Origin of the sequence: Mesorhizobium sp. M1E.F.Ca.ET.041.01.1.1 (genome assembly GCF_003997355.1) — a bacterium.
In the GTDB taxonomy this organism is placed as follows: domain Bacteria; phylum Pseudomonadota; class Alphaproteobacteria; order Rhizobiales; family Rhizobiaceae; genus Mesorhizobium.
Map to the genome: position 1 here is coordinate 1 of NZ_RZSL01000324.1, position 7,014 is coordinate 7,014.

Here is a 7,014-nt window from a genome sequence, read left to right on the forward strand (position 1 = left end):
CCATGCCCGGCTTGGAGGCGGCCGGGCCGATATTCCCCAGCCCGAGCACCGCCGAGCCGTTGGAGACGACGCCGACGAGATTGGCGCGCGCCGTGTAGTCGGCGGCGGTCGCCGGGTCGTCGCGGATCTCGAGGCAGGGCGCGGCGACGCCAGGCGAATAGGCGAGCGCGAGATCGCGTTGGTTGCCGAGCGGCTTCGTCGCCTGGATTTCGAGCTTTCCGGGCGTGGGGTACTTGTGGAAGAAGAGCGCGGCCTCGTCGAGGTCCGACCTGGCCGTTTTCTTGCTCTCGCCGTCCATCGCGGCCCCTCCTGTGCTTCCTGCTTTCGAGCCTTTTAGAGCAATTCCAGGAAAAGTGTGAAACGGTTTTCCGTCCGGAATTGCGTGAGGCAGATACATGCGGCGACGATTCTTCGCGGCGCCAAATCACGGTATCGGCGTTCTCATTGCTTAAGCTAAAATAATCGAGTTATTTCAGTCTGTTGTAACAAGACTCTCGAGTTCTGTCGGCGGCCGCGAGCTGACTCAGTCAGAACGCGCTGACGTAGAGGCCTCCGTCGACCGGGATGTTCTGGCCAGTGAGGTAGCCGGCATGGACCGAGCACAAGAAGGCGCAGATCTGGCCGAATTCCTCCGGCGTGCCGAGGCGCTTGGCCGGCACATCGGCGCTGATGCGGGCCTTGCGCGCCGCCGCCGCCGCCGGGTCTTCCGGCGTGCCTGCCTCTTCCGGGCCGCGCAGCCGGTCGGTGTCGTGCTTGCCGGGCAGGAGGCTGTTGATGGTCACGTTGCGGTCGATCACCGTGCGCGCCACGCCGGCAAGGAAAGAGGTCAGGCCGGCGCGGGCGCCCGACGACAGGTCGAGACCAGGGATCGGCACATAGACCGACAGCGAGGTGATGTTGACGATGCGGCCGAAGCCGCGCTTTGCCATGCCGTCTATGACCGCCTGGATCAGCTCGATCGGCGTCACCATGTTCTGCGTCACGCCTTCGAGGATCTTGCTGCGGTCGAGCTCGCGGAAATCGCGCCGCGGCGGGCCGCCATTGTTGTTGACCAGGATGTCGGGGTCGGGGCAGGCGGCGAGGATCGCCCCCTGCACGTCGGGCTTCGAGACGTCGCCGGCGATCTCGATCACCTTGACGCCGTATTTCTCGCGGATCTCCGCGGCGGTTTTCGCCAAAAGCTCGGCGTTGCGGCCATTGACGACGAGGTCGACGCCGGCTTCGGCGAGCGCAATCGCGCAGCCGCGCCCCAGTCCCTTGCTCGAGGCGCAGACGATGGCCTTCTTTCCGCGAATACCGAGATCCATGGTGATTTCTCCTTTTTCGAGGGCGGCAAGCTAGCGCCTGGGCTGGACCAACCGCAACCGTCATACGGTTGTTGCATGAATCGAGGCATAGGCACGCGAAAGAAAGGTGGAAATCGCGATGTCCGGTCCAGAACCCCGCACTTTCCGAACCATGTTCATTTCCGACGTGCATCTCGGGTCGAAGGCGGCCAAGGCCGATTTCCTGATCGATTTCCTGCGCTACCACGATGCCGATACCATCTATCTGGTCGGCGACATCGTCGACGGCTGGCGCCTGCGGCGCAACTGGCATTGGCCGCAGAGCCACAACGACGTCGTGCAGAAATTGCTGCGCAAAGCGCGCAAGGGCGCCTCGATCACCTACATCGCCGGCAACCACGACGAATTCGCCCGCCAGTTCCAGGGCGTGCATTTCGGCGGCATCGTCGTTGCCGACCGCGCGGTCCACGAGACGGCCGACGGCAGGCGGCTGCTCGTCATCCATGGCGACCAGTTCGACACGGTGGTGCACAACCAGCGCTGGCTCGCCTATCTCGGCGACTATGCCTATGACGCGGCGATGCTGGTCAATCGCGTCGTGACCAAGCTGCGCCACCTGCTCGGGCTGCCTTACTGGTCGTTCTCGTCCTGGGCCAAGGTCAAGGTCAAGAAGGCGGTGAACTTCATCGGCTCGTTCCAGACCGTCCTCTCCGAGGAAGCGCGGCGCTCGCATGTCGACGGCGTGATCTGCGGCCACATCCACCATGCCGCGATCGAGGACTATGGCGACGTGCGGTACATCAACACCGGCGACTGGGTGGAAAGCTGCACGGCGGTGGTCGAGCATTTCGACGGCCGCATGGAGATCCTGACCTGGGCGCATGTTCTGCCCGAATCCTCGGCCGGCAAGGATGTGCTGGTGCCCGTCGATATCGCCGGCCTCAAGGGCAGGGCGGCCAAGGCCGCCTGAGCACCTCCTGAACTCAAGCGGCAACCGCGCTGCGGTCGCGGCCGTATCGACGCGGTGAAGCGGCTTCAACCACGATTTGTCGAAGTTCAAGGAAAACTGCGAAGCCGACCGGCGTGCGATCGAGGCGATGGGCACGGAGCGTGCGGGCTCCGACCGGCCGCTGATCGTCACTTCCGGCATCGGACTGGTCCGGCCCGGCCGCATCGCGACCGAAGACGTTTCGCCTGCATCCAATCCAGCGATCCCGAGGGTCTCGGAGCAGACCGCCCATGCCGCGGCCGAGAAGGGCGTGCGCGTGTCGATCATTCGCCTGCCGCCGTCGGTGCATGGTGTTGGCGATCACGGCTTCGTTCCGATCCTGATCGGCATTGCCCGCGAGAAGGGTGCCTCGATCTACACGGACGAGGGTCTCAACCGCTGGCCCGCCGTGCACCGGCTCGATGCCGCCAGGCTCTACAGGCTGGTGCTGGAAAAGGGCCGCGGCGGCGCGCGCTACCACGCCGTCGCCGAGGAGGGCGTGCCGTTCCGCGAGATCGCCGGCGTCATCGGCCGCAGACTCGGTGTGCCGGTGGTCAGCAAAAGCCGGGAGGAATCCGCCGAACATTTCGGCTGGTTCGCGCATTTCTCGGCGATCGACAACGAGGCCTCGAGCGCGCTGACCCGGCAGGAACTGGGTTGGGAGCCGACCCAGCTAGGGCTGATCGCGGATATCGACCAGCCGACTTACTTCCAAAGCTGAGTCGAACGACGGCAGGCCCGAGGCGCAAACGTGCCTCGGGCTCGGCATTCTTTGTCTTTCAACAGCTTTAGCCTGGTCGATTGGTCCAGGCAGTTCCGCCGGGACTTACCGCATGATAGGGATCGAAACGCGTTGCGGGCCGTCGAATGCAGCGTAATTGGATCGATTCATGTCGCTGCCGCCGCTTTCGCCTGAGCAACTCGTCAAGCCCAGCCATTTCGAACTGCGCATGAGCCTGATCTTCGCGACCTTGTTCGTGTCGCAGGGCACGCATCTGCCCTATTTCCCGCTCTGGCTGCAGGCGAAAGGTTTTCACGCCGAACAGATCGCCGTCATCCTGGCCGCGCCGATGTTCCTGCGCGTCGTGACGACGCCGATGCTGACCGCGCTTGCCGACCGGGCGAAGGACCGGACCGACGTCTATATCGCGCTGGTTGCGGCATCGATGATCATTTCGGCCGGCTATTTCCTGCCGGCCACCTATGCGATCGTGCTCGCAGTGTCGCTCGTTTTGACGATCGTCTGGACGCCGCATTCGCCGCTGGCCGACTCGCTGGCGTTGTCGGGCGTGCGCCGCTTCGGCTCCAACTACACCGGCATGCGCAAATGGGGCTCGATCTCCTATCTTTGCGCCAATGTGGTTGGCGGCTTCATCCTCGCGGTGACCGGAGCTGAGGCTGTGCCCGCGATCATCTTCGTGGCCATTGCCGCGGCACTTGTTGCTGCGCTGTTTGCGCCGCGCATGGGACGGCCCCGCAAGGCATCGCCGCTGTCGGCGGCCGACATCCAGCATTCGGCCCCGAGCCTTTTCAACGCCTATTTCCTCTATTTCACGCTCGGTGTCGGGATCATCACCGCCAGCCACGCCTTTCTCTACGGCTTCGTGTCGATCTACTGGAAGTCGATCGGCATCAGCGATTCCGTTGTCGGCCTGCTGTGGGCCTGGGGCGTGGTGTCGGAAGTCTGCATGTTCTTGTTCTTCAACCGTATTTTCGCATCTGTCACGGTCGTGAAAGTTATGCTGATCGCCGGCATCGGCTCGATCGTGCGCTGGATCGCCTTTCCGCTGGTCTGGCCGCTCGGCCTGGGCGTCGCCGGCTTCTTCGGCGTCCAGACGCTGCATTCGGTGTCGGTTGCAATGGTCCTGATCGGCCTGCAGAAGATGATAGGCGAAACGGTTTCCGAAGAGCGCACGGGTGCCGCGCAAGGTATCGCCTATTTCTTCAACGGCTTCTTCATGGCCGCGGTGACGCTGGCCTCCGGCCCGCTCTACGATCGCTTCGGCGTCGATGGCTTCCTGGCCATGATTCCGATCGCGATCATTGGCCTTGCGTTGATCGGGCTCGCCGCGCGCTCAACCCCACAGCGCCCGGTCAGGCGGTGACACCAGCGATCCCTGGTAGACGAGGCCAGGATCGCGGTCGCGCGCAAGCAGCAGCGGCCCGTCGAGGTCGACGAAATCGGCGCCTTGAGCCAACAAGACAGCCGGCGCCATGGCGAGCGACGTGCCGACCATGCAGCCCACCATGATGCCGAAACCCAGTTCCTGGGCGCGTTCGCGAAGCCTGAGCGCTTCCGTCAGGCCGCCCGACTTGTCTAGCTTGATGTTGACGGCGTCATAGAGGCCGACAAGCGAATCGAGGTCCTTTGCCTCATGCACGCTTTCGTCGGCGCAGATCGGCACCGGATGCGCGATTTCGCGCAGGATGCCGTCGCGGCCGGCAGGAAGCGGCTGCTCGATGAGCGCGATGCCTTGCCTGGCGGCAAAGGCGAGGTTGGCCTCGATGTTGTCGTCGGTCCATCCCTCGTTTGCATCGAGGATGATACGGCTCCGCGGGGCGGCCTCCGTCACGGCGCGTATTCTCGCCAAGTCGTCGTCACCGCCGATCTTGACCTTGAGCAGTGGCCGCGAGGCGTTGGCGCTAGCCTGCGCGGCCATCGCTTCAGGTGCGCCGAGCGACAGTGTGTAGGCGGTTTCCAGCACCTTTGGCGAGGCGGCGCCGATCGCGTCCGCTACCGGACTGCCGCTGAGCTTTGCCTCCAGATCCCACAGGGCACAGTCGATCGCGTTGCGTGCCGCGCCGGCCGGCATGGCCGCGAGCAGGGCGGCTCGGTCGATGCCACCCTCAATCCTGCCACGCATGGCCTCGATTGCGGCGCGCACACCCTCCATGGTCTCGCCATAGCGCTTGTAGGGAACGCATTCGCCGCGCCCGACATGCCCATTGTCGCCGATCGCCACGGTGATGACTTCCGCCTCGGTTTTCGAGCCGCGCGAGATGGTGAAGGTGCCCGCGATCGGGAACCGCTCGGCCTCGACCGAAATGACACGCGCCATATTTTTCTTCTCCGGCTGTGCGACACCGGTCTGCCGGCAAATCGACACGCCAGTTCCGTCACGCTAAACAGGACGCCATGTTGACCATCCGCAAACGCGACGCAAGCCGCACGACTGCCGGTGAAGGCAATCACCAGCCGCGCATCGCCGTCGGCGAGGAAGGCGGCGTGCTCGGCTGCGCTTTTTCCGGGGTCTGGACGACGCGGACCGTGGCATCGGTCGATGCCGAGATGCGCAGGATCGAGAAGCGCAGCGGCGCAAAGCAGCTGATGCTCGATCTTTCCCATATCGAGAAGATGGATACGGCGGGCGCCTGGCTGATCGATCGGCTGGCCAGCGCCTTCGAGAAGAAGGGCGTCGAAGTCCACGTGCAGGGGCAGAGTGAGATCGCCTCGATCCTGCTTGGCGCCGTCGGCGACGCGGTGCGGCGCGAACCCGAATCGGGACCGGCCGGGCCGCCCAACATCATCATGCGCGCGCTGGAACTGGTCGGCCGCCGCGTCTACGAGATGCGCGACGATTTCATTGCTTCGATGAACATCCTCGGCGCCACCATTCGCGGCGCGCAGATGAAGCTTGGCCGCGGCCATGCGGTCAATCCGGCCGCGATCTTCAATCAGATCGACCGCATGGGCGTCGGCGCCATCCCTGTGGTGGTGCTGATGTCGGCGATCGTCGGGGCGATCGTCGCGCAGCAGGGCGCCTATCAGCTCAGCTATTTCGGCGCCGATATCTTCGTCGTCGATCTCGTCGGCGTGCTGATCCTGCGCGAGCTCGGCGTGCTGATGACCGCGATCATGCTCGCCGGCCGCTCGGGAAGCGCCATCACCGCAGAGATCGGCTCGATGAAGATGCGCGAAGAGGTCGACGCACTGAAGGTGATCGGGCTCAACCCGATCGGCGTTCTGGTGTTTCCGCGGCTCGTCGCCCTGGTGATCGCGCTGCCATGCCTAACGATCATCGCCAATTTCGCGGCGCTTGGCGGCGGCATCGTCGCCGCCTGGCTTTACTCCGATATCCCCCCCGCTGCCTTCATCGATCGGTTGCGCGTCGCCATCGACCTCAGCACCATCTTCTCCGGGCTGATCAAGGCGCCGTTCATGGCCATGATCATCGGCACCATTGCTTCGGTGGAAGGCATGAAGGTCGGCGGCAGCGCCGAGTCGCTCGGCCGGCACGTTACCGCCTCGGTGGTGAAGTCGATCTTCGTCGTCATCATCCTCGACGGGCTTTTCGCCATGTTCTACGCAGCGATCGAGTTCTGAGATGGCAGTCGCGAGCGGCAACGGGGTCAAGACGACGCAGAACGCGGATGAAAGCGAAATCGTGCTTTCGGTGCGGGACGTCACCGTTGCCATCGAGGACAAGCTGATTCTCGACAAGCTTTCCCTCGACATCAAGCGCGGCGAGATCCTGGGTTTCGTCGGCGCCTCGGGCGCCGGCAAGTCGGTCTTGCTGCGCACGATCCTCGGGCTGATGCCCAAGCAATCGGGCACGATCAGGCTGTTTGGCGTCGACGTCGACAAGGCAAGCGACGCCGAGCGCCTGCGTATCGACATGCGGCTTGGCGTTCTTTTCCAGCACGGGGCGCTGTTTTCGGCGTTGACGGTGCTCGAAAACGTGCAGGTGCCGATGCGCGAATATCTCGACCTGCCGAAGAAGCTGATGGACGAGCTTGCCA

The 7,014-nt window shown here is 64.2% G+C and carries 6 protein-coding genes and 2 pseudogenes; 5 read left to right on the forward strand and 3 right to left on the reverse strand.

The annotated features are described in order from the left end of the window. Both EOA38_RS23150 and EOA38_RS23155 read right to left on the reverse strand, forming a co-directional pair. Nucleotides 1-298 (reverse strand): annotated as a pseudogene (locus tag EOA38_RS23150) (NADP-dependent malic enzyme); the annotation flags it as partial. A 229-nt stretch (nucleotides 299-527) separates the two neighbouring features. Further along, nucleotides 528-1,307 carry an SDR family oxidoreductase gene (locus EOA38_RS23155; RefSeq protein WP_127300334.1) on the reverse strand — a complete coding sequence of 260 codons (780 nt, stop codon included), beginning with the start codon at nucleotides 1,305-1,307 and terminating at the stop codon, nucleotides 528-530. A gap of 118 nt (nucleotides 1,308-1,425) precedes the next feature. On the opposite strand from EOA38_RS23155, the gene EOA38_RS23160 reads away from it, so the two are divergent. From EOA38_RS23160 to EOA38_RS23170, 3 genes and pseudogenes are all read left to right on the forward strand, one after another. Further along, nucleotides 1,426-2,256 carry a UDP-2,3-diacylglucosamine diphosphatase gene (locus EOA38_RS23160; RefSeq protein ID WP_127300335.1) on the forward strand — a complete coding sequence of 277 codons (831 nt, stop codon included), beginning with the start codon at nucleotides 1,426-1,428 and terminating at the stop codon, nucleotides 2,254-2,256. 61 nt (nucleotides 2,257-2,317) lie between these two features. Beyond that, nucleotides 2,318-2,995 (forward strand): annotated as a pseudogene (locus EOA38_RS23165) (SDR family oxidoreductase); the annotation flags it as partial. Nucleotides 2,996-3,164: 169 nt separating this feature from the next. Next, on the forward strand, nucleotides 3,165-4,379 hold the full coding sequence (locus EOA38_RS23170; RefSeq protein WP_126093763.1) for an MFS transporter: 1,215 nt from the start codon (nucleotides 3,165-3,167) through the stop codon (nucleotides 4,377-4,379). Here EOA38_RS23170 and dgcA read toward each other — a convergent pair. Then, entirely contained in the window at nucleotides 4,350-5,333 is a 984-nt protein-coding gene (dgcA, locus tag EOA38_RS23175) for an N-acetyl-D-Glu racemase DgcA (protein ID WP_126093764.1), read from the reverse strand. The two genes, EOA38_RS23170 and dgcA, sit on opposite strands and share 30 nt — an antisense overlap. A 77-nt stretch (nucleotides 5,334-5,410) precedes the next feature. On the opposite strand from dgcA, the gene EOA38_RS23180 reads away from it, so the two are divergent. Together EOA38_RS23180 and EOA38_RS23185 are read left to right on the forward strand one after the other, a co-directional pair. Continuing rightward, a complete protein-coding gene (locus EOA38_RS23180; protein ID WP_127300337.1) occupies nucleotides 5,411-6,598 on the forward strand; it encodes an ABC transporter permease in 1,188 nt (395 codons plus the stop codon). A 1-nt stretch (nucleotide 6,599) separates the two neighbouring features. Continuing rightward, nucleotides 6,600-7,014: ATP-binding cassette domain-containing protein (locus EOA38_RS23185; RefSeq protein WP_127300338.1), on the forward strand; the 415-nt coding region annotated here is incomplete at its 3' end.